The sequence below is a fragment of the Micrococcaceae bacterium Sec5.8 genome (assembly GCA_039636775.1).
Lineage (GTDB): Bacteria > Actinomycetota > Actinomycetes > Actinomycetales > Micrococcaceae > Arthrobacter.
On record CP143429.1, the window covers coordinates 2,806,068 to 2,832,244 of the forward strand.

Consider the following 26,177-nt stretch of genomic DNA (forward strand, 5'->3'; position numbering starts at 1 on the left):
CATGGATGCAATCGATCAACTCCTGAAGACCTTCTTTGACTGGGAGGCTATGGCATCGGTCATCCCGAAAATGGTGACTGTGGGCCTGCCCAACACCCTCCTTCTGGCGGTTTCCTCGGGCGTGCTCGGGTGCATCCTGGGCATGATCCTGGCCGTCATGGGCACATCCCGGATCACCGCCCTCCGCTGGCTCTCCCGGATTTACACGGACATCTTCCGGGGCGTCCCCGCGATTGTGGTCATCCTGCTCATTGGAATCGGGCTCGGACCTCTGGTCCGGTTGACCACCGGATCCACCAACCCGTTTCCGCTCGCCATTTTCGCCTTGACGCTCATGGCAGCGGCTTACATTGGCGAGATTTTCCGCTCAGGCATTCAGAGCGTGGAAAAGGGACAAATGGAGGCATCCCGGGCACTGGGATTCAGCTACGGATCCTCGATGCGCCTTGTGGTGATTCCGCAGGGGATCCGCCGCGTGCTCCCGGCCCTGGTCAACCAGTTCATCTCGTTGATCAAGGACTCGTCCCTGGTCTACCTGTTGGGCCTGCTGGCCAGCCAGCGCGAGATCTTCCGCATCGGCAACGATGCCGCAGCCAACACCGGGAATCTCTCGCCGTTGATCGCCGCGGCCTTCATGTACCTGATTCTGACCGTTCCGCTCACCCACCTGGTCAATTACATCGATAACCGCCTGCGCACGGGCCGTCCGGAGAAAAAGCAGCCGGACGACGCCGCAGCCCTGATCGGGAAGGGAGCACAGCCATGAGTGAATTCGCCTCAGGTTCGCTGACCGGCAAGAACCTGCACCTGTCCTTCGGCTCCAACCATGTCCTCCGCGGCATCGACCTTCAGGTTGAAAAGGGCACCACCGCTTCGGTGATCGGTCCGTCCGGCTCCGGCAAGTCAACGCTCCTCCGGGTGATGAACCGCCTGATCGAACCGGATCAGGGTGACATCCTGCTGGATGGACGGTCAGTACTCCAGGACAACCCGGATGAATTGCGCCAGCGCATCGGCATGGTGTTCCAGCAGTTCAACCTGTTTCCGCACAAGACCGTGGTGGACAACGTCTCGCTGGCACTGCGCAAGCTCCGCGGCATGTCCAAGGAGCAGGCCCGCGAGGAGGCAGTTGCCCAGCTTGACCTCGTGGGGCTCAAGCACAAGGCGGATGCCCGCCCCGCGAATCTCTCCGGAGGTCAGCAGCAGCGGGTGGCGATAGCGCGGGCTCTGGCCATGAAACCCGAAGTGATGTTCTTCGACGAGGCCACCTCGGCTCTCGACCCGGAGCTCGTCAAGGGCGTGCTGGCGTTGATGGCCGACCTCGCCAAGGGCGGCATGACCATGGTCGTGGTCACGCACGAGATGGGCTTCTCCCGGAACGTCTCGGACACCGTGACATTCATGGATGCCGGTGTTGTCGTGGAGTCCGGTCCGCCGGAACAGCTCTTCACCGATCCGCGCACGGAACGGCTCCAGGGATTCCTTTCGGACGTCCTCTAGGCCGCTGGCACGCAGCCTTAACCACTTTGGGCACCCGCCGCGGCGGGTGCCCAAAGTGGTTCAACGACAACGCCGGAACGGCGACGGCTTCAAGAGCGGAGTGTTGCAGCGCCGGGTTACGCCGTTGCGGCGGCCGCAGCCCTGGCGGCGGCCGGCAGGGCGTCGAAGATCCTGTTCATCGCAGCGTCGTCGTGCGCGGCGGAGAGGAACCAGGCCTCGAAGACTGACGGCGGCAGGTACACCCCCGAGTCGAGCATGGAGTGGAAGAAGGGCGCGTAGCGGAATACTTCCTGGCCCTGGGCGTCGTCGTAGTTGTGCACGCCCCTGGCGGAGGTGCCGAACGCCATGGAGAACAGGTTCCCGGCACGCTGGATCGAATGGTCCACCCCGGCCGCGTCCAGCGCCCCTGACAGGGCGGTGGAGAGCTCCAGGGAGCGGGCATCGACGAAGGAGTAGACCTCGGCGGTGGCGTGGGTCAGGGTTGCGACGCCGGCAGCCATCGCTACGGGATTGCCGGACAGCGTCCCGGCCTGGTAGACCGGCCCCAGCGGAGCGAGGTAGTCCATGACCTCGGCGCGCCCGGCGAGGGCCGCCGTCGGCATCCCGCCGCCAATGACCTTGCCGAACGTCAGCAGGTCCGGGGTCCAGGGCTCCGCGGCATCGGCTGCGCCGCCGGTGAGTCCCCAGTAGCCCGCGTATCCCGTCCGGAAGCCGGTGAGGACTTCATCGAGGATCAGCAGGGCACCGTGCTCCCGGGTGATGCGTGACAACCCGGCGTTGAAGCCCTCGCCCGGTGTGACGACGCCCATGTTGGCCGGCGCCGCCTCGGTAATGACGGCGGCGATGTTGTCCCCGTGTTTTGCGAAGGCTGCCTCCACAGCGGCGAGATCATTGTAGGGCAGCACCAGAGTTTCAGCGGCGGTGGCGGCGGTGACCCCGGCGGAGCCCGGCAGCGCGAGGGTGGCCAGGCCGGAGCCCGCAGCGGCGAGCAGCCCGTCGAGGTGGCCGTGGTAGCAGCCGGCAAACTTGATGATGAGGTTCCGGCCGGTGAAGCCACGGGCCAGCCGGACGGCGGTCATGGTCGCCTCGGTGCCGGTGGAGACCATGCGGACGCGTTCGGCGGCCGGAACGCGTTCCTGGACAATCGCGGCGAGGTTGGCCTCGTCCGGCGTCGACGCGCCGAAGGACAGCCCGCGGTCAACGGCGGCGTGCACGGCGGAGAGTACGGCCGGATGGGCATGGCCCAGCAACGCCGGGCCCCAGGAGCAGACCAGGTCCACATACTCCGCGCCGTCGGCATCGGTCAGATAGGGGCCTGCGGCGGAGACCATGAACCGCGGGGTCCCGCCGACGGAGCCGAACGCACGGACCGGCGAGTTCACGCCGCCCGGCATGAGCTGGCGGGCGCGGTCGAAGAGTTCCTCGTTGCGAGGGTGGCTGGAAGTCATGGATCCTATTCTTTCAGTTCTGCGGAGCGCCGGCGGCCAGCAGGGCAGCCACCCGGGGGGCCACCTCCGTGCCGAACAGCTCAATGGAGCGCATCATCGCTGTGTGCGGCAGGGTGCCGTTGCTGTACTTGAGGTCGAACCGGTCTACGCCGAGGTTGCTTTTCAGCAGGGCGATCTTCGCGGCGACGGTCTCCGGGGACCCCACGTACAGGGCACCCTCCGGGGTGCACATGGCGTCAAACTCGGCCCGGTTGCCCGGGCCCCACCCGCGTTCGGCGCCGATCTGGTTGCGCTGGCCCAGCCAGTGCGGGAAGAATTCTTCCCGGGCTTCCTCGTCCGTGGCAGCAACGTGGCCCGGCGAATGAGTGGCGATCTGCTGCATCGGGTGGCCGTATTTCGCCATCGCATCGCGGTAGAGGTTGGCCAACGGCGCGAAGGACCTCGGCTGTCCGCCGATGATGGCGAAGATGATCGGATAACCGTACTCGGCGCAGCGCAGCACCGATTCGGGTGTTCCGCCGACGCCGATCCAGGCGGGCAGCAGGTGGTGTTCGAGCGGCGGGTAGGCGCTGAGGCCGCTGATGGGCGGCCGGGTCCGGCCTTCCCAGTGAATGGGCTCCTGGGCCCGGGCCTTGTCGAAGAGCTCAAGCTTCTCCTCGAACAGGACCTCGTAGTCGGCCAGGTTGAGTCCGAACAGCGGGAAGGACTCCACGAAGGAGCCCCGGCCCAGCATGATCTCGGCCCGGCCGTTGGAGATGGCGTCAACGGTGGAAAAGCGCTGGAAGACGCGGATAGGGTCATCGGAGCTCAGGACCGTCACGGCTGAGCCGAGCCGGATGTTTTTGGTCCGGGCGGCCGCGGCGGCGAGAAACACCTCGGGAGCGGAGACCGCGAAGTCGCGACGGTGGTGCTCCCCCACCCCGAAGGCATGCAGACCCACCTGATCGGCGAGTTCAGCCTGTTCCAGCAGTTGGCGCAGCACCTGGGCGTGTGGAACCGGGTGCCCGTCGGGGAAGACCCCGACGTCGCCGAAGGTGTTAAGGCCCAGCAGGACGCGATCCGGACCCGCGGGGGCGGTGGGGTTCGTTCCGGAGGCTGGATCCGGCGTCGTCATCGAGTGCATCAGGACTCCCGCAGCCAGCCGGCGAGTTCGCTGGCCCAGTATGTGAGGACCATGTTGGCTCCGGCCCGCTTGATGCCCAGCACCGATTCGGTGATCGCGGCCTGCCGGTCGATCCAGCCGTTCGCCGCAGCGGCCTCGATCATGGAGTACTCACCGGAGATCTGATAAGCGGCCACCGGTACGGGACTCATGGCAGCGACGTCGGCCAGAATATCGAGGTAGCTCATGGCCGGCTTGACCATGACCATGTCGGCGCCTTCGGCGAGGTCCAGTTCGACTTCCAGGAGCGCTTCGCGGCGGTTCGCAGCGTCCATCTGGTAGGTGCGGCGGTCGCCGGTGAGCTGCGAATCGACGGCCTCGCGGAAGGGGCCGTAGAACGCCGAGGCGTATTTCGCGGCATAGGCGACCACGGCGGTGGTGGCGTGGCCGGCGTCCTCAAGGGCCTGACGGATCACTGCTATTTGGCCGTCCATCATTCCGGACGGGCCGAGGACGTGGGCACCGGCCTCGGCCTGGGCCACGGCCATCCGGCCGTAGATTTCCAGGGTGGCGTCGTTGTCCACGTAGCCGTGGGCGTCCAGGACCCCGCAGTGCCCGTGGTCGGTGAATTCATCGAGGCAGACGTCGCTCATGATGACCAGTTCGTCGCCCACCTCGGCCCGGACGTCGCGGATCGCTTTGTTCAGGACGCCGTCGGGGTCCAGCGAGGCGGTGCCGGTGGCGTCGCGGACCGCCGGGATTCCGAAGAGCATGATGCCGCCGACGCCGAGCTCCACGGCCTCGCGGGCGGCCCGCTTGAGGCTGTCGGTGGTGTGTTGCTGCACGCCGGGCATCGAGGCGATGGGGTTCGGCTCGGTCAGGCCTTCACGGATGAAGGCGGGAAGGATCAATTCCGAGGCGGAGAGTCGGTATTCGGCCGTCAGCTGGCGCATGGCCGGGGTGGTGCGAAGCCGGCGGGGACGGTGGGTGGGAAAGCTCATGGGGTGTCCTTTGCAGGGGGCTCGTTGACTGGCTGATGATGGGGTGACGGCTGGCGTGCCAGGGACCGCACGACGGCGGCCACCAGCCCGGAAGCGGTTGGCTTCTCCGCGACGGCCGCCACTGTGAGGCCAAGGAACTCCGCTTCGGCGGCGGTGGACCGTCCGATGGCGACGAACCGGCAGCCGCCCAGCGGGGCCAGATCCTCGTGGATGCGCCGGGCGGCACTTGGGGAGGCAGCGACGACGGCATCGAGCCGGCCGGCGCTGATTTCAGCTCTCGCCTGCGCCGGGGTGAGGACGACGGCGTCATTTTCCGGGTCCGCCCCGGACGGCAGCTGTGCTGGCAGGGCGGCGGCGAGGCTGCGGCTGGCGTCCGCCGGATAGTCCACGGTGCGGTACGCCGTCACGGCCTGGACGAAGGCGCCTTGTGCCTGAAGCCCGCGGCGGAGCCGGGGGTCCGCGATATCGGCCTGCGGCAGAAGAACGCTGCCCTGGTGCGGGGGCCAGATATCGATCAGTCCGGCGCCGGACTGCTGCCTGGTGGGCGCCAGGTCGACGGCAATGCCCCGGGATTCGAGGAAACGGCGGGTGGCCGGCCCGATGGTGGCGACCAGAAGGCTGCCGGGGAGCCAACTGCTCAGCGTGCTTCCCCGGTCGGCGGCCTTGACCTCGAGCGCCTGGACCGCGGTGACGCTGCTGACCACCAACCAGTTATAGGCACCGGCGCCGAGGGCGTCAAAGGCGACATCCAGTGAGTGCTGGTCGCTGGCGAGCTCGAAGTCGATCAACGGCAACAGCAGCGGCTCGGCGCCGGCGCCGCGCAGCGCGGAGACGAGCTCGGCAGCGCGATCCGGGCTGCGGGCCACGAGGACCTTGGCGCCCGCCGGCGCCCTCATGTCCGCGCCAAGGTGGCACGGCGCCGTTCCACGGCTCCATGCCTTTCCAGGAAGGATCGGGATCCCTGGCTCAGGACGCGGCCAGGTCTGCGATGTCGGCTGCGCCGCGGGCCAGCAGGACTTCGGCGAGCTCAATGCCGAGCAGGGTTGCCCCGACCTCGGTGAGTCCGTCCGTGGATTTCTCGTCCCGGACAGTGGCCGTTCCGTCGACGGCGCAGACCACTGCTTCGAGGTGCAACAAGTTGCCCTTTCGTTGGGCGTAGGCGCCCACAGGTGCGGCGCAGCCGGCTTCCAGCCGGGCCAGCAGCGCCCGCTCTGCGGTGACTGCCAGCCGGGTATCGGGGTCATCCAGGGCGGCGAGGGCCTGTGCCAGCACGCCTTGCGATCCTTCGGTGGAGCCCGCCTTGCGCGGCGCGTCGGCGTAGCGGCATTCGATGGCGAGGGAGCCCTGCCCGGCCGCTGGCAGCATGACCTCGGTCCCAAGGAATTCGCTGACAGCGTCGAGCCGGCCGATCCGCTGCAATCCGGCGGCGGCGAGCACTACGGCGTCGAGGTCGCAGCTTTTTCCGTTGACGACGGCGTCAGTGCTGTTCCCGGGCAGGCCGGGGACCCGCCCGAGCCGGGTGTCCACGTTGCCGCGGATATCGCGGATGTCCAGGTCCGGACGGGCTGCCCTGAGCTGGGCGGCGCGCCGCGGCGAGCCGGTGCCGACAGTGGCTCCAGCGGGCAGGTCCGCGAGCTTGAGTCCGTCGCGGGCGCACACCACGTCACGGACGTCTACCCGCTTGGGGGTAGCCGCAAGTGTCAGCCCGAGTGCCGCCCCGGTAGGGAGGTCCTTGAGCGAGTGCACGGCGACGTCGCATTTATCCTGCAGCAGGGCATCGCGAAGGGCGGCGACGAAGACGCCGGTGCCGCCCATCTGGGACAAGGATCCGGTGAGGACGTCGCCGTCGGTCCGGATGTGGACCAGCTCCACCGGGAAGCCGCCGACGGCGGTCAGCTGGTCCGCGGTCTGCCGGGTCTGGGTCAGGGCCAGCTTGCTGGCCCTGGTTCCGATCCGGACGGTCATGGGGTGTCCTGGTCCCCCGCCGGAGCGGTTGCGCCGGCGGGGGCCGGCGGGTACGGGTCGTGGCCGGTGCCGACGGTGGTGTCGGCGGCGGAGATGGCCGGCTTCTGCCCGCGGAAATTCGCGCAGCAGCCGGGACGGCACACGTCGTACCAGGGTCCGAGCTTGGTCAGGTGCGGTCGGTCGGCGATGTTGTTGGCCTTCGTGCGTTCACTGATCAGGTCCACGATCCCGCCGACGAACTTGCGGTGCGTTCCGGGGGTGGGGACCCGGGTTGCGGCCAAGCCGAGCTTTCCGCAGGTTTCCAGCGCCTCGGTGTCGAGATCCCAGAGGACCTCCATGTGGTCGCTGACGAAGCCCAGCGGAACGATCACGATTCCCTTGACGCCCTTGCCGGCGAGTTCTTCGATGGCGTCGTTGATGTCGGGCTCGAGCCACGGCACGTGCGGTGCCCCGGAGCGGGACTGGTAGACCAGTGACCAGGGGGCGGTGTCGCCTGTCTCCGCCTCCACCCGGCGGATGACCTCGGTGCCCGTGGCCAGGTGCTGGGCCACGTAGGCGGAGTCTTCCTCGAACTGGCGCGGCTCGCCCTCGGAGTTTCCGGAGGCGGCCGCATCGCGGGTGGGAATGGAGTGCGTGGCGAAGAGAATGTGCACCTGCGCGTCGGGGGTCCCCGCCTCGGCCAGCTGGCGCCGGACGTCGGCGAGGCCGGCGGCGGTTCCTTCGATAAACGGTTCGACAAAGCCGGGGTGGTCAAAGTATTGGCGGACCTTGTCGACTTCGAGCCGTCCGTCCAGGCCGGTCTCCGTCAGCGCCATGCCGATGTCCTCGCGGTACTGGCGGCAGCTGGAGTAGCAGGAGTAGGCGCTGGTGGTGACCATCAGCACCTTGCGGTGCCCGGCGTCGTAGATCTCCTGCAGGGTCTGCGGGATGTACGGATCCCAGTTGCGGTTGCCCCAGAAGATCGGCAGGTCGATGCCCCGAGCCGAGAACTCGGCCTCCATCGCGGCCTTGAGCTCCCGGTTCTGGGCGTTGATCGGGCTGATGCCGCCGTTGGCGCGGTAATGGTGCGAGACCTCTTCGAGCCGTTCATCCGGGATGCCGCGGCCGCGGGTGACATTGCGCAGGAACGGAAGGACGTCATCCTGACCTTCCGGGCCGCCGAAGGAGGCCAGGAGGACGGCGTCGTAGTCCTTGGGGGCCATCCGGCCCGCCTCGGTGACGTCGTTGACGGTTGTGAGGGCGTCTTGGGGATTCAGCGGGCTCATGAGAGGACCTCGGCAATCTCGGCGGCGTTGACCCGGCGGCCGGTGTAGAACGGGACTTCTTCGCGGACGTGGTGGCGGGCTTCGGTGGCCCGCAGGTGGCGCATCAGGTCCACGAGGTTCACGAGCTCTGGGGCTTCCAGGCCGAGGATCCATTCCCAGTCACCGAGGGCGAAGGAGGACACGGTGTTGGCGATGACCTGCGGGAAGTCCCGGCCCAGCAGGCCGTGGTCCCGGAGCATTGCGCCACGTTCGGCGTCGGGGAGCAGGTACCACTCGTAAGAACGGACAAACGGGTAGACGCAGAGCCACTCTGCCGGTTCCACGCCGCGGGAGAAAGCGGGAGTGTGGCTCTTGGCGAACTCGGCCTCCCGGTGCACGCCCATGGCGGACCACGCGATATCGGTGCCGGTGAACAGTTTGCTGCGGCGAATGTCCCGGACGGCCCGCTGGAGGGCTTCGGGCTCGGAACCGTGCAGCCAGACCATGATGTCCGCGTCGGCCCGCATCCCCGAGACGTCGTAGCTGCCGCGGTGGACTACGCCGGCTTCCGCCAGGCGGGCGGTGAGCGCCTCGAATTCCCCGGCAGCCTCGCTGCTGCGGAGAACGTCGGAGGTCCGCTTGAAAACCGTCCAGAGCGTGAAGAACTGCTCGCCTGATTCTTCGCTGGCTGATGCAGTTTTAGTGACAGTTTCGGCAGAAGTGTGGCTCATGGATACCAGTCTGCCCCCTTGCTCCTGCTAAGTCGAAATCACGCACTTCTACAACCCGTAGAAGTGCCCGATTTCACATTCGACCCGGTGTGAGCCGCTGGAATTGCGCTGCCCGGCAGGTACCGTCCGGGCAGCCGGCGCCCTTCAGGTGATCAGGCGCCGGACCTGGTTCGGCGTATCAGCGACGATCGCGGCCAGGCCGTTGCCGGACAGCCATCCACCCACCACGGCCAGCGCGCCGTCCGCCGCGCAGATACGGCGAACCTCGGCGACCCGGCGCCTGTGCCCCAGCGAGGCGAAGGGCAGGGCGCCGCCCCAGCGCACCACATCCCAGTCGATGACGTCCGCATCGGTGAGCGGAACGGACAGCAGCTCGGAGGCGTCCTGCAGCGCGGCCAGGAACAGTTCTGCCTCGGAGCGGGGCTCGGGCCGGGCCGTGGCTCCGTGCCGGGCATCCCCGCGTCCATAGGAGAGCCGGACGACGTGGGTTCCGGGACCGGTCTGGTCCAGCAACCACTGCCACTTGGCGGTCGCATGGGTGAGGGCTTTAGCCTGGATCCCCAGGCTCTGCGGTGCGACCAGGACACCGGTGCCGCGCGGCCGGGCGTCGAGCCGGGGCAGATCCACCACGAGGGTGACGAGGCTGACGTCGGGTCCGGCCTCGGGGCTGAGGCCGGCAAGTTCCGGCAGGGCGCCGGACAGTAGTCCGACGGCCGCCGGACCGTCCACGGCGACAACCAGCAGCCCGGCGTCGCGCGCTGTATCTCCGGAGGTGACCCGCCAGCCTTCGGCGGTCCGCTCCACCGAGTCGGCCTTGGTGCCGTTGAGCAGCGTCACTCCCCCGCGCCGGGCCTCGGTCAGCAGGGCGGTGATGAGGGTGTGCATCCCGCCGCGCAGCCCGGCGACGGCCGATCCAGCCTTTTGCAGTGCCGGTGGTGCGGCGCCCTCTCCCCCGGCGCCCCCGGCCCGAGCACCGCGCCGTTGCGCAGCGACGGCGGCGGCGAGGGAGCCATGTTCCTTGATACCGGCGCGCAGGCCCGGTGCCACCATGTCGACGTCGAGGACGTCCGGATCCGCGGAGTGAACCCCGCCGACGACGGGGGCCACCAGCCGTTCCAGTACTCTGCGACCCATCCGGGTGCGGACCAGAGCAGACACGCTCGTGGCCTCTGCCTTGGTGCCGATATTGGCCGGCAGGAGCCTATCGAGCGATGCCCGGAGCGATCCGGAAAGGCCGAGGGTGCGGCGGACTTCCGGATCCCAGGGGTTCGCCGGAATGCCGAGAACTCCGGTGCGGGGCAGTTCGCGTGGGCCCTCGGGCAGCTGGACCCAGGCCCCGCCCGGCTGCGGTGCGACGATCTGCGAGGACAGACCCAACTCGGCGGCGAGGTCTGCGACGGCGGAGGAACGGGTCGCGAAGGACTCGGCACCGCTGTCGAGGGTCAGGCCGGCCACAACGTGGCTGCCGACGCAGCCGCCCCAGGCTTCGGAGGCCTCCAGCACCGTGGTGCGGATGCCGGCTCTGGCCAGTGCCCGGGCCGCGAGCAGGCCGGAGATGCCACCACCCACTACCACCGCGGTCTGCGGTGCGTTCTCCGCAGCGCCGCCGCGGGGTGCCTCCATGCGCCTACTCCGGGGAAATCGAGTGGATGAGTTCGACGACGCGCGTGAGCACGGCCGGATCCGTTTCCGGCGGCACGCCGTGACCCAGGTTCAGCACGTGGCCGGGCGCCGAGGCGCCCGCCGCGATCACAGCCCGGACATGGGCTTCCAGCACCTCCCAGGGTGCGGACAAGAGGGCCGGGTCGATGTTGCCCTGCAGCGGCACCGTGCCGCCCAGCCGGCGGTTGGCTTCATCGAGCGGCAGCCGGTAGTCCACCCCGACAACATCGACACCGACGTCGCGCATGGCAACAAGCAGTTCCGAGGTCCCGGTGCCGAAGTGGATCAGCGGCGCGCCGAGGTTCCGGACGTGGTCCAGGGCACGCGCGGAGGCTGGGGCGACGAAATTCCTGTAGTCGGCCAGGCCCAGAGAACCGGCCCAGGAGTCGAACAGCTGGCCGGCGGAGGCTCCCGCTTCCAGTTGCGCGCGCAGGAACATCCCTGAGGCGTCCGCTGCCCAGTTTGCCAGGGCCGTCCAGGTTTCCGGGTCGGCGTGCATCATGGTGCGCGGTCCGAGGTGGTCGCGGGAGGGCTTTCCCTCCACCATGTACGCCGCGAGCGTGAACGGTGCGCCGGCAAAGCCGATCAGCGGGGTCTTGCCCAGCTGGGCCACGGTGAGCCGGACGGCTTCGCGGATGGGCTCAAGGGATTCCCAGGTCAGCTGTGGCAGGGCGGCAACGTCGGCTGCCGTGCGGACAGGCTTCTCCAGCACGGGCCCCACGCCTGGAACGATGTCGACGCCGACCCCCGCCAACTTGAGCGGTATCACGATGTCGGAAAAGAAGATGGCAGCGTCAACGTCGTGGCGGCGCACCGGCTGGAGGGTGATCTCGGACGCCAGCTCGGGGCGCAGGCAGGAATCCAGCATCGCGACGCCCTCGCGTACCTTGAGGTACTCGGGGAGCGAACGGCCGGCCTGGCGCATGAACCACACCGGACGGCGGGAGGGCTTGCCGCCGCGGTAGGCGGTGATGAGCGGCGAATCCGCGGTGCGCCCGTCCATCAACGGGTGCCCTGCGTCGAGGCCGGAGAGATCAGGAGTTGCCGCAGCGCGAGGAGTCATGCCTTTGATTGTGCCGAAAAATGGGCCTAAAAGATAACGCCGGACACCTGCGCACCCACCTACCGGGCAGGTGGTGAGCGGAATCACAGCCGGGCGTGTCCGGTTCCACTGGGAAAATTTGTTCTACGCGGGCACGAAAAAGCTATGCTGGACCTGCTGTGGTTCTATTTTCTCTGGTGGCGACCCACGCCGACATCGACCTCGAGACCGTTGCTCAATTGAGCACCGGTGCTTCAGAGCTCGCCACATCCGCCCTTGCCGGTTCACCGGCCGTGACGGGTGCCATTGTGCTTTCCACCTGCAACCGCTTCGAGATTTACGGTGAGGCCGCACGCCCGGACGACGTCGAAGACGCCCGCGCGGCCCTCATCGGCCAGCTCAGCGGCTCCACCGGCCTCAACGAACAGCTCGTCGGCCGGTCGTTCAGCACCCACACAGGCGCAGACGTCACCCGGCATCTCTTCTCTGTCAGCTCCGGTCTTGACTCTGCGGTCGTTGGTGAGCGCGAAATCGCCGGTCAGGTGCGCCGCGCCCTCATCACTGCCCAGCACGAAGGCACCGCAAGTTCGGGCCTCGTCCGGCTGTTCCAGGCGGCGTCGAAGACCGCCAAGGACGTGGGAGCACAGACCGCCCTGGGTGCCCGGGGCTTGTCAGTGGTCTCCGTTGCCTTGGACCTCGCCACCGAGCTCTCCGAGGTTCCGGACTGGTCCACGAAGAAAGTCGTGGTGTTCGGCACCGGGGCCTACGCCGGAGCCACCATGTCGCTGCTGCGTGAGCGGGGCTGCACGGACGTGTCGGTTTACTCCTCCTCCGGCCGGGCTGCCGGTTTCGTCAGTACCCGCGGCGGGACCGCGCTCGATGGGGAAAGTCTCCCGGCCGCGGTCGCGGCCGCCGACGTCCTGATTGGCTGCAGTGGTGCCGACACCCGCGTCGAGGCCGCGGAGTTGGCCCTGGTGAGGGCGGATTCGCAGCAGCCGTTGATCGCCATCGATCTGGCTCTCACTCACGATTTTGATCCTGCCATCGGCGGGCTCGAGGGCGTGGAACTGCTGACGCTCGAATCCGTTCGGCTGGCCGCCCCGCAGGAACAGGCCGAGTCGCTGGCCCAGGCCAGCACGATTGTGGCTGGTGCGGCCAGCACGTTCGAGCAGGAGCGTGAGGCCCGTTCGGTGGACTCCGCCATCGTCGCGCTCCGCCGGCACACCATGAACGTCCTCGACGCGGAGATGGAAAAGGTCCGGGCCCGCCACGGCTGCACCGCCGCAGCGGAAGAAGTCGAATTCGCGCTCCGCCGGATGGTCAAGCAACTTCTCCACGTTCCCACGGTCCGGGCCCGCGAACTCGCAAGTAACGGCCAGCAGGAAGACTACGTTGCCGCCCTCGAGGCGCTCTACGGCATCACGGTGGAACAGCCCTCGGCGCCGGCCGCCGCGGCTGAGTGCCCGGTTGACCATCAGACGCTGGGTGGCGCGCGGGAGACCGCTTAAGCAGGCCGATTCGCTGGGTCCGAGCCACGTCCGGTCCGGGAATTGTCCAGCCTTGGCTGACGCCACAGGCATGGCTGGGACTTAGTGCACGGTTAGACACATGACGCGCCGTTGACCGCCTGCCGTCCTCGGTTCCCTGCCGGTAGTGGCACCTCTCTCAACAAGTGAAACACTTCCGCGCGTGGCCCACACACCGCTTTACTTACTGCTCTCTTGCGGTGGGATCAGGATTGTCGGTGCCCCGGTTTAGTCTGAAGGTGTGAAGAGCGGGGAAGCTTTGAGTAGGGAGTGCGTGGAGGCGGTGGGTGCCGTTGCCGGCTCTGTTGCGGCGCTTGCCGCGATCTTCGGGGCGGACCTGCCCGGTGGCGGGCCGGGTTCCGCGGACCTGCCCGGTGGCGGGCCGGGTTCCGCGGACCTGCCCGGTGGGGGGCCGGGCTCCGCGGAGCCGGGCGGGGCGGGTGGGGATCTGTTGCGGGACGTCGCGGATGCGTGTCTGGAGGGGTTGGCTGAGGTGGCGCGGTTGGAGGCCCGGGCCGCGGCGGTGAAGGTCCGGTTGACCGGTGAGTATGTCCGGGCCGCGGAGGCACTGGCCCCGCCGGCGGTCTCGCCGCAGCAGCGCACCGCGTGGGAGATGGCGGTCGTGGCGGAGGTCGCGTGTGTGTTGACGGTCAGCGAACGTGCTGCCGGGGCTTTGATCTGCGAGTCCCGGGCACTGTGCTCGGGGTTGCCGTTGACGCTGGCGGCGTTGCAGGCCGGGGAGTTGTCCTGGCAGCACGCCCGGGTCATGGTCGGGGAGAGCACCGGCCTGGACCGGGGAGCGACGGCCGGGCTGGAAGCGCATTTTTTGGATCCCGCGGCGCCGAACCCGGCCCGGGGCTGCCCGGCCGGGGAGCTTGTCCCGGGCCGGTTCCGGGCCAAAGCCCGGACCTGGCGTGAACGCCACCACCCGGTCAGTATCGAGGCCCGGCACGCGAGCTGCGTCGGGGACCGGCGGGTGGAGTTCGTCCCGGACCGGGATGGCATGGCCTGGTTCTCGGCCTACCTCCCGGCCGTGACCGCGTCCGCGGCCTGGGACCGGGCCACCACCGCCGCGCGCGCCCTTCAGGGCCCGGCCGAGACCAGGACCTTGACCCAGCTCCGCGCTGACATCACCGCGGCCTGGCTGCTGACGGGCGGGACAGATCGAACGGATGCCACGGGTGGAACGGATGGAACGGGTGGGACGGGGACAGGGGGTGTGCCGTCGCCCCGGGCGCAGGTCCTGATCACCGTCCCGGTGCTCTCACTGCTCGGTCTTACCGGGGAACCGGCGGTGTTGGACGGGTACGGGCCGGTTCCGCCCTCGGTGGCCCGCCGCCTGATCGCCGACGGGTCCGGGTCCTTTTACCGGGTCCTGACCGATCCCCGCGACGGGGCGCCGTTGGAGATCGGCCGGAGCAGTTACCGGCTCACCACCTCCCAGCGGCAGTGGCTTCGCCTCCGGGACGGCAAGTGCCCCTTTCCAGGGTGTAACAATGCTTCCCTGGACAACGAAGCGGACCACCTGTTGGCCTGGGCCGACGGCGGCACCACCGGGATCACGAACCTCGGCCAGCCCTGCCGCAAACACCACCGCCTCAAACACACCTCAGCCTGGACACCCACCGGGGCCAGCAAAAACCACCCGCCCGGATGGACCTCACCGGCAGGCCGGCACTACCCCAGCGAATCCCAGGACTGGGAACCACCACCCTGGCCAGCCATCCTCGCAGCACTGACCCAGCCCCCGGACCGGGGCTCCCCGGCGGAGAAGACCCCGGACCGGCAAGCGAACCCGGAGCCACCGAAGGCCGACCCGGGGCCGCCACTGGACAACGGCCAGGGCCGGACACCGCCACCAGACGAGGAACAGGACACGGACGCGGACTGGAACCCGCCACCAGACGAGGAACAGGACACGGACGTGGACTGGAACCCGCCACCAGACCAGGAACACGACACGGACGTGGACTGGGACCCGCCACCAGACGAGAGACAGGGCTGGGACCTGGACGCGGAGCTGGACTCGGGACTGCCGCCGGACCCCGGCCCGGACCCCGACCAGGAACTCCCCGTCGACCCTCTACCCGCAAAGTACCAACCCGCGGCCTGAAGCAGCTTTCCGGCCCTGGACCCGGAAAGCTAGCTGCCGAACGCGTCGATGCCCGTCAGCTCCGCCGAAAGCGTCCACAGCCGGGCGGCATCGGTGCGATCCACGGCGTGGGCGTCCACACCCCGGACCCTGGCCTCGGGCGAGCCCACGACGGTGGGCTCCGCGATGTCGCAGTCCTCGCAGTAGACGCCGCCCAGGCCATGGAGGGCCGGTGACGTGGCGGCCCAGACGGACGTCGCTGCGCCCTGGGCGGGGGTTTTGAAACGCGCGTCGACATTGCCCGCCTCGTCCATCCAGCCGGAGGCGATCATCTCTTCCCTGGGCAGGTGGCGCTGGAGTTCCGTCATGATTCCGCCCGGGTGAACCGCGAAGGCACGGACCCCGGAATTCCTGCCGAGCGCATCCAGCTGCACGGCAAACAGAGAATTGGCTGTCTTGGCTTGCCCGTAGGCCTGCCACTTGTCGTAGCCGCTCTCGAAGTTGACGTCGTTGAAACGGATCGGCGAGAGCTTGTGCCCGGTGGATGACAGTGCCACGACCCGGGCTCCGGACCCGGCAGCCAACGCAGGCCAGAGCAGATTGGCAAGGGCAAAGTGCCCCAGGTGGTTGGTGGCGAACTGCGACTCCCAGCCGGGGCCGACGCGCTGCTCCGGGCTGGCCATAATCGCAGCGTTGTTGATGAGGAGATCCAGGCCGCCGCTCGCGCCCAGCAGGTCCGAGGCCAGGAAGCCGGCGGCAAAAGCTTTCACGCTGTCCTGGTCGGCCAGGTCCATCGCGGCCACACTGACGTCGCCGCCGGGGGCACCCGGCGCCAGACCGGCCGCTGCCAGGACTTCGCGGGCATGATCCGGCCGCCTGGCCGGCACCACTATGGCAGCACCCGCTGACGCTAGCGCCCGGACCGTTTCCAGGCCCAGGCCGGAATAGCCGCCGGTGACGAATGCGGTCTTACCGTGCAGGTCGATTCCGGCTATAACGTCTGCCGCGGTAGAGTCCCGCCCGAAGCCGGAGCCGATCTTGTGCTGCGGAGTCATCTTCTTCTCATCGCTCATGTGGGTGGCCTTTCCAGAGGGTAAATATCGGGCGAGTGGGTCAGTAGACCGGTTTTTCCGGCTCTACGTCACGCACCCAAGCAAGGATTCCGCCGTCGAGGTGGCTGACGCGCTCGTAGCCGGCGGCACGTGCGGCCGCGAGGACTGCCGCGGACCTGGTTCCGGCCTTGCAGTGGAACACAATATCCATGTCCTGGGGCAACTCCTGCCAGGCTTCTCCGGCCAGAATCCGGCCTTGCGGAATGAGCACCGCCCCTTCGATCCGGACAATCTCGTGTTCCCCGGTTTCCCGGACGTCCACTAGCTCGAAATCCCTGAGCCCGGCGGTGCGGGAGGCCAGCATCGTTGCCAGTTGCGGCGCCGTCACCGTGTGCTCCTTGCCCGCTTCGGCGGCAGGGGTGATGCCGCAAAAGGCCTCATAATCTGTTAGCTCCGTGACGCGCACGGCCTCGGGGTCGCGGGAAACCCGGATTTCCCGCCAGGTCCCGCCGAGGGCGTCGAAGAGAGCCACCCGGCCCAGCAGTGAGCGACCGACGCCGGTAATCAGCTTGACGGCCTCGGTCACCATGAGGGAGCCGACGGCCGCGCAAAGCATCCCGAATACGCCGCCTTCACCGCAGGACGGCACGGAACCCGCGGGCGGCGCTTCCGGGTAGAGGTCCCGGTAGGTGGGGCCGTACTGTTCCCAAAACACGCTGACCTGCCCGTCGAAGCGGAAGATCGAACCCCAGATGTAGGGCTTGCCGAGGATCGCCGCGGCGTCGTTGACGAGGTAGCGGGTGGCGAAGTTGTCGGCACCGTCGAGGATGAGGTCGTAGCCGGCAAAGAGTTCCAAGGCGTTGGAGGCATCCAGCCGGACGTTGTGCAACCGGACGTCCACGAGCGGATTAAGGGCGGCGATGGCGTCCCGGGCTGATTCAGTCTTGAGTCGTCCCACGTCAGAGACGCCGTGGAGTACCTGTCGCTGAAGGTTGCTCAGGTCCACGGTGTCGTCATCGACGATGCCCAGGGTGCCCACGCCGGCGGCCGCCAGATACAGCAGGGCGGGCGAGCCGAGCCCCCCGGCACCGATGACGAGGACTTTGGCGTTTTTCAGGCGGCGTTGCCCGATCGAGCCGATCTCCGGAATGATGAGGTGCCGGGAGTAGCGTTGCACCTCATCCGGGCTCAGGGCGTCGGCCGGTTCCACCAGGGGCCCGGGCATTCCGGACGCCGGGTCCGGGGTTGCTGGGGCTGCGTCGGGGGTGAACTTGGAAGCCATACTTCAATCTATGCCCGAAGATGCCGCCAGGTCATATTACCGGCACGTAAAGTGGACGTAACTGCAAGCGAAAGAAGGCCGACAGTGGTTCATCAGGCACCGGTTGAGCGGGGTCGCGCCGGAAAGTCACCGGACGCACCGGCGCGCAGCGGGCAACGTTCGGCGCGGCTTCCCCGTGATGAACGCCGGGCCCAGCTGCTGGCGGCAGCCCAGGAGGTTTTCGTTGCCAACGGCTACCACGGCGCAGCGATGGACGAAATTGCCGAGACCGCCCATGTCAGCAAGCCCGTCCTGTACCAGCACTTCCCGTCCAAACGTGATCTGTACATGGCCCTGCTGGACAGCCAGCTGAGCAAACTGATCGGGCTGTTGCTCGGTGCCCTGAACTCCACGACGGATAACGACGAACGCGTACAGGCCGTCATGCGCGCCTACTTCCGTTTCATCGCCAGTGATGATCAGGCCCACCGCCTCGTCTTTGAGTCGGACCTTGTCAACGATGCCGACGTCAGCGCCCGGTTGGAAGCCTTTAACAAGACCTTCGCAGACGCCGTCGCCCGCGTCATCGCCGAGGACACCAAGTTACCTGAACTGGAATCCCAACTGCTGGGCCGCGGGCTTGCCGGAATGGCGCAGGTCAGTGCCCGGTATTGGCTGGAAACGGACGGCAATCTGGACCTCGATGTAGCCAGTGACCTGATCTACCGTTTAGCTTGGCGCGGAATCTCCCGCTTCCCCAAGGAAACCTAGACTACAAATAGACATAACACCCGAAGAACCTTGATTGGCTGGGAGGCCTTGCTGTGGAAGTAAAGATCGGCATTCAGAACATCGGCCGCGAAATTGTCCTGGAATCGTCCCAGGAGGCTGACGCCGTAGCCAAGGTCGTGGGCGAGGCCATAGCGAACGGTACCGAGCTGCGGCTGACAGATGAGAAGGGCCGCCAGATTATTATTCCCGCGAACGTGCTGGGTTATGTAGAAATCGGCGCCGAGGAAGTGCGCCGGGTCGGTTTCGGCGCGCTCTAGGTTTCGGCGCTCTCCGCTACGCCCTCAATCTCCGTCCGCAGCCGTCCCGGCTGCGCAGACGGAGAGCCCCCGATTCGTGAGGAGTCAGAACATGCTTTCCCTGATTGTGGTTGCCCTGGCGACCGTGGCGGCAGGCTTCGTGGTCTGGGCCAACGACAAACGGCACGCCAAGTACGGCATGTCGGTGCCCGCCGGAGTGGCGCTGGCGGTCGGGATGCTGGGCTGGATTATTTTCATGGCCGCAGGGTTTGGTTACCAGCCGGGGCTGACCTGGATCCCGTGGGTGCTGCCCATTGTCGTCGGCACGGCCGCGGCCGTCGCCACCGTGCTGTACCTGGGAAAAACCCGCACCAGCCGGGACACGGCCAGGCTGACAGCCATCCTGCGCGCTTAGCCGCCAGCCCGGCGCCGTGACCTGCGCATCGTGACCACCACCCGGACGGGTGCGTGGTCACGGGCGTTTAACCCCCTGTTATTGCGAACGGGATTCGCTCACGGGGACGGCGTGCCGGCACCCGGGGTCCGGGGTGATCCGCGGTGTCCGTGCCGGCCGGAAAGCGGCAGGTTCCCGTCCGCGGGGCCCTGCGGACACGAACTAGGCTGGGAGCATGAGCCCGGACGCCGCCCACACCATTGCGCGCCTCTACCTTTGCACCGATGCCCGCCGGGGCCGAGGCGACTTCGCTGACTTCGTGGACGCGGCATTTGCCGGTGGCGTGGATATCATTCAGCTGCGCGATAAATCGCTGCATGCGGCCGAGGAGCTGGAGTTGCTGGAGGTCCTGCACCAGGCGGCGCACCGGCACGGCCGGCTCTGGGCCGTCAACGACCGGGCGGACCTTGCTTCGTTGTCGAGGGCTCCCGTGTTCCACATCGGGCAGAAGGATCTCACCCTCCAGGCGGCACGGGACTTCCTCGGTAAGTCCACTGTGATTGGCCGGTCCACTCACAGCCCGGTCCAAGTGGACGAGGCCATTGCCGCCGCCCCCGGCCGTAAAGGGCTGGACTACTTCTGCGTCGGGCCCGTGTGGGAAACCCCCACGAAGCCAGGGAGCGCCGCCGTCGGACTCGAACTGGTCCGGTACGCGGAGCAGGCTATCCGTCGGGCCGAAATTTCCGTCGGCGGCAAAGCCACGGGAAAGGTCGCGGGTGTCGTGCCCTGGTTCGCGATCGGGGGCATCAATGCCGGCAATGTGGAGCGGGTGGTCGAAGCCGGCGCCCGCAGAATCGTGGTGGTCCGCGCCATTACCGAGGCCAACGACCCCACTGAGGCCGCCAGGACACTGCTGGCCGCCCTTGAGGCACCGGAGGGATAGGCCGGGCTGTCCGCTCAGCCGGCCAAACCGAGCTGAAGCATCCGGCGGGAGTGGTTTGCCGCGAGTTCCCGCATCAGCTCGCGGACCAGTTCCTTGGATTGCTCGCCGTCCGCACCGATCAGTCCGCCGATGAAGGCGTGCTCGAAACTGACGCGCTGCGCCTGGGTCAGCGCCTCGCCCAGGAGGCGCCTGGCCCAGAGGGCCAGCCGCGACGCCAACCGGGGGTCATCGGCGAGGGCGGAGCGCAGACGCTCCCGGAGCACGCCGGTAGCCTCCGCGTCGATCTGGATCTGCTCGACCAGGGCGCGGGTCTCGGCGTCGACGTAACGGGAAATGGCGCGGTAGAAATCGGCGGAGACAGTGTCGATCACGTACGCCTTCATGAGGGATTCGTACCAGTCCGCCGGCCGGGTGCGTTCGTGAAAGTGGTCCACGGACGGCTGGAACGGCACCATGGCGGCTTCTGCGTCCAGGCCCATGTCGTCGAGTTTGGCGCTGACAAGTTCGTAGTGCTGGAACTCGATCACGGCGATCCGGCCCAGCACCGCACGGTCATGCAGGGTGGGTGAATACCGGGCGTCAGAAGAGAGCCGTTCGAAGGCCGAGAGTTCGCCGTAGGCCATCACCCCGAGCAGGTCCCTCAGGAAGGTGTTGTAACGGGCAGGATCAGCCAGGGATGTGCTCATGATCCAAGACTAATGGCGCAATTGAAGCTAATCTGTTCTTCGTGTCCCATCATCGTCTGACCCCGAATGTCCACCAGCAGAAGAACCGACTCGCCGAGGCGCTTAACGCGCTGCGCACCACGCTGGAACTGCCGGGCCCCTTTCCCGAGGACGCTCTCCGGGAGGCCAAAGAGGCGGTCGCCGGCCACGAACTTCCCGATCTTGACCTCACCCACATCGAGTTCGTGACGATTGATCCCGCATCGTCCACCGACTTGGACCAGGCACTCTTCATTGATCGTTCCGCATCTGGGTATCGAGTTTTCTACGCCATCGCGGATGTGCCCTCCTTTGTCATCCCCGGCGGGGCGCTCGACGCCGAGACCCGCCGCCGCGGCCAGACCTTCTACACTCCGGACGGCCGGATTCCGTTGCACCCGGAGGTCATCAGCGAAGAGGCCGGCAGTCTCTTGGCCGGGCAGCTGTGTGCGGCGTTTGTCTGGGAATTCGAGTTGGACGCCGCCGCGGAAGTGTGCTCGGTGCTGGTGCGCCGCGCCGCCGTCCGCAGCCGCGCCAAGCTGAGCTACGCCGGGGTGCAGGCCGAACTCGACGCCGGAACCGCAGCACCCGTGCTTCAGCTCCTCAAGGAAGTCGGGATCAAACGGGTGGAGCTGGAACGGCTCCGCGGCGGCGCCAGCCTGAACATGCCGGAGCAGGAAATCGAACAATTGCCCGACGGCGGCTACCGGATTGTGGCTGCCCCGCCGTTGCCGGTGGAGGACTGGAACGCCCAAATCTCGCTGATGACGGGGATGGCGGCCGCGGAAATCATGCTCCAGGGGAAAGTCGGCATCTTGCGCACCATGCCCGCACCGGATGAAGCCTCCCTGGCGCATTTCCACCGCCAGACCCGCGCCCTGGGCAAACCCTGGGACGGCGAAACGAGCTACGGCGACTACCTTCGCACCCTCGACCCGACAGATCCCCAGCAACTGGCGATCGTGCATTCAGCCGGCATGCTCTTCCGCGGCGCGGGCTACACCCCCTTTGATGGGACCCTGCCCGGGGCGGAGATCCAGGCCGCCATCGGCGCCGCCTACGCCCACTCCACCGCGCCGCTGCGCCGCCTGGTGGACCGCTTTGTCCTGGTGATCTGCGAGGCCCTCAGTAACGGCACGTCCGTTCCCGCCTGGGCACGCGAAGCCCTGCCGTCCCTTCCCTCGATCATGGCAGCATCCGACCAGCTGGCAGCCCGGCTAGAACGACTCTCCCTCGACACCGTCGAGGCGGCGCTGTTGGTCAACCACGTCGGCCAAGAGTTCGACGCTGTCGTGATTTCCGGTTCCAAGCCTGCCAGGAATGGCAGGAATGGGAACGGGAAGAACGCGAATGGCAAAAACGGCAATGGAATTGTCGGCACGAAACCGGGCAACGGCAACGGTCCCTCCGGCATTGTGCAGATCGCGGAGCCCGCGGTGACAGCCCGTTGCCCTGGCGAGCTGGAACCCGGAACCCAGGTCCGGGTCCGGATTATCTCCTCCGACATCGCCACCCGCGAGGTGCGCCTTGAGCTGGTGGACTGAGCACCGGACACAGACTCCGCGCTTGGCCTTGGGGTGTCCGTCGAGGTTCCGGGCCGTGTGCGGCTAGACTGGAGAGGTAGATATGGATGCCCGGTCGTTGATTTCCTTGATTTTCGAATTCAACAAGCCCGCCCCTACGCGATCTTGAGACAGACCCGCTGGTCACCAGTGCCAGCAATTGATAGCCCGCGATCGGCTTCCACTGGAATTGCCTGCGCGCCTGAGCGTGCTCCGGAACGGCCCCCGGCCTGTCCCGTTGAGCAAGCAGCGCAGCCCAAATGAATAAGGAAACTCCCCTAGTGAGTGAATTGCACACGCACCAGCTTCTGACCGACGAATCCGGAACGGAAACGATCGAGCCCGAAGAAACCATTATCTCGGACGAGAAGCCGCACGAGATCGCGGAGAAGACGTTCGCCGACTACAACGTCCGCGCCGACATCGTTGAGGCCCTGTCCGACGCCGGCATCACCCACCCCTTCCCGATCCAGGCCATGACCCTGCCGGTCGCCCTGGCAGGCCACGACATCATCGGCCAGGCTAAGACGGGCACAGGCAAAACGCTCGGCTTCGGCATCCCGGCGCTGCAGCGCGTCGTCGGGCCCGATGACGCAGGCTATGACAGGCTCCCCGCCCCGGGCGCCCCGCAGGCCCTGGTGATTGTGCCGACCCGCGAGTTGGCTGTCCAGGTCGCCAACGACCTTCAGAACGCCGCCAGCAAGCGCAACGCCCGGATCACCACCATTTACGGCGGCCGTGCCTACGAGCCGCAGGTCGAGTCGCTGCAGAAGGGCGTTGAGGTTGTTGTTGGCACCCCGGGCCGCCTCATCGACCTCTACAAGCAAAAGCACCTCGTCCTGAAGAACGTCAAGATGGTTATCCTCGACGAAGCCGACGAGATGCTGGACCTCGGTTTCCTGCCTGACGTCGAAACCCTCATCGCGGGCACCCCCGACGTCCGCCAGACAATGCTGTTCTCCGCCACCATGCCCGGCCCGGTCGTCGCCATGGCACGGCGGTACATGACCAAGCCCACCCACATCCGTGCCGCGGACCCGGACGACGAGGGACTGACCAAGCGCGACATCCGGCAGCTGATCTACCGTGCCCACAGCATGGACAAAATCGAGGTAGTGGCCCGGATCCTGCAGGCACGAGGCCGCGGCCGCACCATCATTTTCACCAAGACCAAGCGAACCGCCGCCAAAGTGGCCGAGGAACTGGTGGACCGCGGCTTTGCCGCCGCCGCCATCCACGGCGACCTCGGCCAGGGCGCCCGCGAGCAGGCCCTCCGCGCCTTCCGCAACAACAAGGTCGATGTCCTCGTCGCCACCGACGTGGCCGCGCGCGGCATCGACGTCGATGACGTCACGCACGTCATCAACTACCAGTGCGTTGAAGACGAGAAGATTTACCTGCACCGGGTGGGGCGCACCGGACGCGCCGGCAACAAGGGCACGGCCGTGACCTTCGTGGACTGGGACGACATGCCCCGCTGGGGCCTGATCAACAAGGCCCTGGGTTTGAGCGTTCCTGAGCCGGTGGAAACGTACTCCTCCTCGCCTCACCTGTTCGAGGAGCTCGACATCCCCGCCGGCACCAAGGGCCGGCTGCCCCGCGATAAGCGGATACTGGCCGGCGTTGACGCCGAACTCCTCGAGGACCTGGGCGAGACCGGCAAGAAGAACACCGCACGCAGCGGGCAGACCAGTGGTGGTCGTGATAGCGGCCGCAGCGGCGCACGCGACGCCGGCACCTCGGGCGGTCCCCGTGGCGGCAGCCGCGACGGCGGCCGGAGCACCGGCGGCGGCCGGGACGGCAGCCGCGATTCCCGTCGAAGCGGCGGTGCCAGCGCCGGCAGCAAGGACGCGGGACGCTCGGGCGAGCGCCGCCGTCGTCCCGCCGAGGCTGACGCCACCACGGGCCCCGCAGCCGAGGCGCCGGCCAAGGCCGCAGCCAGCGCGCCCACCGAGGTGGACCGTGCCACCCGCGCACGCCGCCGGACCCGCACCCGCCGCCATAACGGCGAAGTGGTGGCCGGCGAGGCGCAGGCCGGGGCTCCGGCCAGCAGCACCGAGGCCTAAACCTTTTTATGACTGACACCGTCTGGGCGCCGGACGGCAGCAATCTGGTGGTGCACGCGGACAACGCGGTGTACCTTCCAACGCTGCCGGACGGCGCCTTCACACTCATTTACGTGGATCCGCCGTTCAACACGGGCAGGGTTCAGAAGCGCCAGGAAACTAAGATGGTGCTCAATGCCGGTGGCGCGGGCGACCGCGTCGGGTTCAAAGGCCGTTCCTACGACACCATCAAGGGCGCCCTGCACAAGTACGACGACGCGTTCAGTGACTACTGGACGTTCTTGGAACCGCGGCTGCTGGAGGCATGGCGGCTCCTGGCGGATGACGGCACCTTGTACCTGCACCTGGACTACCGTGAGGTCCACTACGCGAAGGTTATGCTGGACGCCATCTTCGGCCGCGAGTGTTTCCTGAACGAGATCATCTGGGCCTACGACTACGGTGCCCGGGCAAAATACCGCTGGCCTACCAAACACGACAACATCCTCGTCTACGTCAAGAACCCTGCGAAATACCACTTCGACAGCGCTGAAGTGGACCGGGAGCCCTACATGGCGCCGGGACTCGTCACCCCCGCCAAGCGGGAGCTCGGCAAGCTGCCCACCGACGTCTGGTGGCACACGATCGTGTCCCCCACGGGCAAGGAGAAGACCGGCTACCCGACGCAGAAGCCCGAGGGGCTGATCCGACGTGTGGTCGCGGCCTCCAGCCGCCCCGGTGACTGGTGCCTGGACTTCTTCGCCGGCTCCGGCACCCTCGGCGCCGTGGCCGCGAAGCTCGACCGCAGGTTCGTCTGCGTGGACCAGAACCAGCCGGCCATTGATGTGATGGCCAAGCGGCTCGCCCCGCACGCCAGCTTCAGCGCCTTCCCGGGCACCTGACCCCGGTTGCGCTATCACTCCGAGTGCCTATTCCGGCCCGCTGGGAACCAAAACTGATAGCGAATCGGGCGGGGTGGTGACCTGCCCGCTCAGCGCACCACGGAGGACCCGGTTCCCATCTCCTCGATTCGGGCCAGGACGTCCGGCGCGGTGAGGTTCTCCCCCAGCAGGTTCGGTTTCCCGGCGCCGTGGTAATCGGAGCAACCGGTAACCAGCAGCCCGTGCCGGTCCGCGAGTTTGCGCAAGAAGGCCCTGCCCTCCTCCGGATTGTCCCGATGGTCGATTTCCAGTCCCGCCAGCCCGGCGTCGATCATCTCCCGGTAGGTCCGTTCCCCCACGATCCGGCCGCGGGATGACGCCACCGGGTGCGCGAACACCGGAACCCCGCCGGCGTCGCGGACCAACTCCACGGCGAGCGCGGGATCCGGCGCATAGTGCTGCACCCAGTAGCGGGAGTGCGAGGTCAGGATCGAGTCAAAGGCCTCGCCGCGGTCCGCGACCACACCCGCGGCGACGAGGGCATCGGCAATGTGCGGCCTGCCGAGGGTGGCTCCCGGCGCTACGTGGTGGATGACGTCGTCCCAGCTCAGCGGATAGTCCTCGGCGAGCAGGCTGACCATCCGCTCGGCCCGGGTGAAGCGGGCATCCTTGGCCTTGGTGATTTCCTCCAGCAGCCCGGGGTGCGCCGGGTCGTGCAGGTAGCAGAGGAGGTGGACGCTGATGCCCTCCGTCGTCCGGCAGGAAATTTCCATCCCGGGAACCAGAGCAATGCCGTGCCCGCGGGCAGCGAGGGAAGCTTCGGCCCAGCCGTCAGTTGAGTCATGGTCGGTCAGCGCGACGACGTCGAGGCCCGCATCCGCGGCGGAGGCCATCACCGCCCCGGGCGCTTGGGTACCGTCGGAAACATTCGAGTGGGCATGCAGGTCTATCCTCACCCCACCAGCCTAGTAGATCGCCGCCAGGCCGGCCGGGC

General features: G+C 67.6%; 24 protein-coding genes. 11 read left to right on the forward strand and 13 right to left on the reverse strand.

What is annotated here, in order from left to right; all coding sequences use genetic code 11:
• Window position 1: 1 nt before the first annotated feature.
• Both VUN84_12845 and VUN84_12850 read left to right on the forward strand, forming a co-directional pair.
• Complete coding sequence (locus VUN84_12845) at window positions 2-766, forward strand: amino acid ABC transporter permease (protein ID XAS63183.1); 765 nt, start codon at window positions 2-4, stop codon at window positions 764-766.
• The gene (locus VUN84_12850) at window positions 763-1,500 is read left to right on the forward strand and encodes an amino acid ABC transporter ATP-binding protein (GenBank protein XAS63184.1); all 738 of its coding nucleotides are present in this window, start codon (window positions 763-765) and stop codon (window positions 1,498-1,500) included. The genes VUN84_12845 and VUN84_12850 overlap by 4 nt, the downstream gene beginning before the upstream one ends.
• Before the next feature lie 116 nt (window positions 1,501-1,616).
• On the opposite strand, the gene hemL is transcribed toward VUN84_12850, so the two are convergent.
• The 9 genes from hemL to hemE all read right to left on the reverse strand — a co-directional run bounded on the left by hemL (window position 1,617) and on the right by hemE (window position 11,716).
• On the reverse strand, window positions 1,617-2,948 hold the full coding sequence (gene hemL, locus VUN84_12855) for a glutamate-1-semialdehyde 2,1-aminomutase (protein ID XAS63185.1): 1,332 nt from the start codon (window positions 2,946-2,948) through the stop codon (window positions 1,617-1,619).
• A gap of 13 nt (window positions 2,949-2,961) precedes the next feature.
• Window positions 2,962-4,071: an LLM class flavin-dependent oxidoreductase gene (locus VUN84_12860; protein ID XAS63186.1), complete on the reverse strand. Its 1,110-nt coding sequence runs from the start codon at window positions 4,069-4,071 to the stop codon at window positions 2,962-2,964.
• Entirely contained in the window at window positions 4,071-5,051 is a 981-nt protein-coding gene (gene hemB / locus VUN84_12865; protein ID XAS63187.1) for a porphobilinogen synthase, read from the reverse strand. Before hemB ends, VUN84_12860 begins: the two co-directional genes overlap by 1 nt.
• On the reverse strand, window positions 5,048-5,947 hold the full coding sequence (locus VUN84_12870) for a uroporphyrinogen-III synthase (protein XAS63188.1): 900 nt from the start codon (window positions 5,945-5,947) through the stop codon (window positions 5,048-5,050). Before VUN84_12870 ends, hemB begins: the two co-directional genes overlap by 4 nt.
• Window positions 5,948-6,017: 70 nt before the next feature.
• Window positions 6,018-7,016, reverse strand: coding sequence for a hydroxymethylbilane synthase (gene hemC, locus VUN84_12875; GenBank protein ID XAS63189.1), 999 nt, complete (start codon window positions 7,014-7,016; stop codon window positions 6,018-6,020).
• Window positions 7,013-8,281 (reverse strand): ferrochelatase, encoded by a 1,269-nt coding sequence (locus VUN84_12880; GenBank protein XAS63190.1) that lies wholly within the window; start codon window positions 8,279-8,281, stop codon window positions 7,013-7,015. The genes hemC and VUN84_12880 overlap by 4 nt, the downstream gene beginning before the upstream one ends.
• Window positions 8,278-8,991: a hydrogen peroxide-dependent heme synthase gene (gene hemQ / locus VUN84_12885; GenBank protein XAS63191.1), complete on the reverse strand. Its 714-nt coding sequence runs from the start codon at window positions 8,989-8,991 to the stop codon at window positions 8,278-8,280. Before hemQ ends, VUN84_12880 begins: the two co-directional genes overlap by 4 nt.
• 144 nt (window positions 8,992-9,135) lie before the next feature.
• A complete protein-coding gene (hemG, locus tag VUN84_12890; protein XAS63192.1) occupies window positions 9,136-10,614 on the reverse strand; it encodes a protoporphyrinogen oxidase in 1,479 nt (492 codons plus the stop codon).
• A 4-nt stretch (window positions 10,615-10,618) separates the two neighbouring features.
• Window positions 10,619-11,716, reverse strand: a complete 1,098-nt coding sequence (gene hemE / locus VUN84_12895; GenBank protein XAS63193.1) for a uroporphyrinogen decarboxylase — start codon at window positions 11,714-11,716, stop codon at window positions 10,619-10,621.
• A gap of 158 nt (window positions 11,717-11,874) precedes the next feature.
• Here hemE and VUN84_12900 point away from each other — a divergent pair, with 158 nt between their 5' ends.
• Window positions 11,875-13,203: a glutamyl-tRNA reductase gene (locus tag VUN84_12900; protein ID XAS63194.1), complete on the forward strand. Its 1,329-nt coding sequence runs from the start codon at window positions 11,875-11,877 to the stop codon at window positions 13,201-13,203.
• Between the two features lie 415 nt (window positions 13,204-13,618).
• Complete coding sequence (locus tag VUN84_12905) at window positions 13,619-15,334, forward strand: DUF222 domain-containing protein (GenBank protein ID XAS65857.1); 1,716 nt, start codon at window positions 13,619-13,621, stop codon at window positions 15,332-15,334.
• A gap of 29 nt (window positions 15,335-15,363) precedes the next feature.
• Here the strand turns inward: VUN84_12905 and VUN84_12910 are convergent, their stop codons facing one another.
• Both VUN84_12910 and moeB read right to left on the reverse strand, forming a co-directional pair.
• The gene (locus VUN84_12910; GenBank protein XAS63195.1) at window positions 15,364-16,386 is read right to left on the reverse strand and encodes an SDR family NAD(P)-dependent oxidoreductase; all 1,023 of its coding nucleotides are present in this window, start codon (window positions 16,384-16,386) and stop codon (window positions 15,364-15,366) included.
• A gap of 40 nt (window positions 16,387-16,426) precedes the next feature.
• Complete coding sequence (moeB, locus tag VUN84_12915; protein XAS65858.1) at window positions 16,427-17,590, reverse strand: molybdopterin-synthase adenylyltransferase MoeB; 1,164 nt, start codon at window positions 17,588-17,590, stop codon at window positions 16,427-16,429.
• Between the two features lie 141 nt (window positions 17,591-17,731).
• Here moeB and VUN84_12920 point away from each other — a divergent pair, with 141 nt between their 5' ends.
• From VUN84_12920 to VUN84_12935, 4 genes are all read left to right on the forward strand, one after another.
• Complete coding sequence (locus VUN84_12920) at window positions 17,732-18,397, forward strand: TetR/AcrR family transcriptional regulator (GenBank protein ID XAS63196.1); 666 nt, start codon at window positions 17,732-17,734, stop codon at window positions 18,395-18,397.
• A gap of 53 nt (window positions 18,398-18,450) precedes the next feature.
• Window positions 18,451-18,675 carry a DUF3107 domain-containing protein gene (locus VUN84_12925; protein ID XAS63197.1) on the forward strand — a complete coding sequence of 75 codons (225 nt, stop codon included), beginning with the start codon at window positions 18,451-18,453 and terminating at the stop codon, window positions 18,673-18,675.
• Between the two features lie 91 nt (window positions 18,676-18,766).
• Entirely contained in the window at window positions 18,767-19,069 is a 303-nt protein-coding gene (locus VUN84_12930; protein ID XAS63198.1) for a hypothetical protein, read from the forward strand.
• Between the two features lie 214 nt (window positions 19,070-19,283).
• Window positions 19,284-19,991 carry a thiamine phosphate synthase gene (locus tag VUN84_12935; protein XAS63199.1) on the forward strand — a complete coding sequence of 236 codons (708 nt, stop codon included), beginning with the start codon at window positions 19,284-19,286 and terminating at the stop codon, window positions 19,989-19,991.
• A 14-nt stretch (window positions 19,992-20,005) separates the two neighbouring features.
• Here the strand turns inward: VUN84_12935 and VUN84_12940 are convergent, their stop codons facing one another.
• Window positions 20,006-20,677, reverse strand: coding sequence for a ferritin-like fold-containing protein (locus VUN84_12940; protein XAS63200.1), 672 nt, complete (start codon window positions 20,675-20,677; stop codon window positions 20,006-20,008).
• Between the two features lie 41 nt (window positions 20,678-20,718).
• On the opposite strand from VUN84_12940, the gene VUN84_12945 reads away from it, so the two are divergent.
• The 3 genes from VUN84_12945 (at window position 20,719) to VUN84_12955 (ending at window position 25,204) form a co-directional block, all read left to right on the forward strand.
• Window positions 20,719-22,239, forward strand: a complete 1,521-nt coding sequence (locus VUN84_12945; GenBank protein ID XAS63201.1) for an RNB domain-containing ribonuclease — start codon at window positions 20,719-20,721, stop codon at window positions 22,237-22,239.
• Window positions 22,240-22,538: 299 nt separating this feature from the next.
• Window positions 22,539-24,323 (forward strand): DEAD/DEAH box helicase, encoded by a 1,785-nt coding sequence (locus VUN84_12950; protein XAS63202.1) that lies wholly within the window; start codon window positions 22,539-22,541, stop codon window positions 24,321-24,323.
• A gap of 8 nt (window positions 24,324-24,331) precedes the next feature.
• Window positions 24,332-25,204: a site-specific DNA-methyltransferase gene (locus VUN84_12955; protein ID XAS63203.1), complete on the forward strand. Its 873-nt coding sequence runs from the start codon at window positions 24,332-24,334 to the stop codon at window positions 25,202-25,204.
• Window positions 25,205-25,293: 89 nt separating this feature from the next.
• On the opposite strand, the gene VUN84_12960 is transcribed toward VUN84_12955, so the two are convergent.
• Entirely contained in the window at window positions 25,294-26,139 is an 846-nt protein-coding gene (locus tag VUN84_12960) for a PHP domain-containing protein (GenBank protein XAS63204.1), read from the reverse strand.
• Between the last annotated feature and the right edge of the window lie 38 nt (window positions 26,140-26,177).

What these genes read in the sequence shown, in the direction of transcription:
- VUN84_12880 (XAS63190.1), bottom strand. Translation starts at nt 8,281, where the DNA reads ATGAGCCCGCTGAATCCCCAAGACGCCCTCACAACCGTCAACGACGTC.
- VUN84_12910 (XAS63195.1), bottom strand. Translation starts at nt 16,386, where the DNA reads ATGAGCGATGAGAAGAAGATGACTCCGCAGCACAAGATCGGCTCCGGC.
- hemG (XAS63192.1), bottom strand. Translation starts at nt 10,614, where the DNA reads ATGGAGGCACCCCGCGGCGGCGCTGCGGAGAACGCACCGCAGACCGCG.
- hemC (XAS63189.1), bottom strand. Translation starts at nt 7,016, where the DNA reads ATGACCGTCCGGATCGGAACCAGGGCCAGCAAGCTGGCCCTGACCCAG.
- VUN84_12870 (XAS63188.1), bottom strand. Translation starts at nt 5,947, where the DNA reads ATGAGGGCGCCGGCGGGCGCCAAGGTCCTCGTGGCCCGCAGCCCGGAT.
- VUN84_12935 (XAS63199.1), top strand. Translation starts at nt 19,284, where the DNA reads ATGAGCCCGGACGCCGCCCACACCATTGCGCGCCTCTACCTTTGCACC.
- hemB (XAS63187.1), bottom strand. Translation starts at nt 5,051, where the DNA reads ATGAGCTTTCCCACCCACCGTCCCCGCCGGCTTCGCACCACCCCGGCC.
- hemE (XAS63193.1), bottom strand. Translation starts at nt 11,716, where the DNA reads ATGACTCCTCGCGCTGCGGCAACTCCTGATCTCTCCGGCCTCGACGCA.
- VUN84_12955 (XAS63203.1), top strand. Translation starts at nt 24,332, where the DNA reads ATGACTGACACCGTCTGGGCGCCGGACGGCAGCAATCTGGTGGTGCAC.
- hemQ (XAS63191.1), bottom strand. Translation starts at nt 8,991, where the DNA reads ATGAGCCACACTTCTGCCGAAACTGTCACTAAAACTGCATCAGCCAGC.
- VUN84_12860 (XAS63186.1), bottom strand. Translation starts at nt 4,071, where the DNA reads ATGCACTCGATGACGACGCCGGATCCAGCCTCCGGAACGAACCCCACC.
- VUN84_12940 (XAS63200.1), bottom strand. Translation starts at nt 20,677, where the DNA reads ATGAGCACATCCCTGGCTGATCCTGCCCGTTACAACACCTTCCTGAGG.
- VUN84_12845 (XAS63183.1), top strand. Translation starts at nt 2, where the DNA reads ATGGATGCAATCGATCAACTCCTGAAGACCTTCTTTGACTGGGAGGCT.
- moeB (XAS65858.1), bottom strand. Translation starts at nt 17,590, where the DNA reads ATGCCCGGGCCCCTGGTGGAACCGGCCGACGCCCTGAGCCCGGATGAG.
- hemL (XAS63185.1), bottom strand. Translation starts at nt 2,948, where the DNA reads ATGACTTCCAGCCACCCTCGCAACGAGGAACTCTTCGACCGCGCCCGC.
- VUN84_12850 (XAS63184.1), top strand. Translation starts at nt 763, where the DNA reads ATGAGTGAATTCGCCTCAGGTTCGCTGACCGGCAAGAACCTGCACCTG.
- VUN84_12930 (XAS63198.1), top strand. Translation starts at nt 18,767, where the DNA reads ATGCTTTCCCTGATTGTGGTTGCCCTGGCGACCGTGGCGGCAGGCTTC.